General features: G+C 62.5%; 1 pseudogene. It reads right to left on the bottom strand.

Features of this window, described 5'->3' with window-relative positions:
* Positions 1 to 256 (bottom strand): annotated as a pseudogene (locus tag AAEY83_RS16705) (cytosine permease); the annotation flags it as partial.

Below are 256 nucleotides of genomic sequence, written 5' to 3'. Positions count from 1 at the left end.
CGGTAGAAGAAGTCAGCCATGATCACCCCGCCAATCGGCGGAATCACCGTGCCAAGCAGAATCAGGTACGGCACCAGCATGTCGTACATGCCCAGCAGGGCGAGCAGGGTGCCGATCACCGCACCACCCAGGGTCACAGTCTTGCGCCGCCCGGTGCGCAGCAGGTTGCAGCCGGCGACGGCGAAGTTGTAGATGGTGTTGTCCTGAGTGCTCCAGATGTTCAGCAACAGCATGGCCATCGCGGCCATGGCGAAGC

Source organism: Psychrobacter sp. TB20-MNA-CIBAN-0197 (assembly GCF_040309765.1).
In the GTDB taxonomy this organism is placed as follows: Bacteria; Pseudomonadota; Gammaproteobacteria; order Pseudomonadales; family Moraxellaceae; genus Psychrobacter; species Psychrobacter submarinus.
The sequence above is the reverse complement of the archived record's forward strand: the minus strand, read 5'-3'. Positions and strand labels throughout refer to the sequence as shown.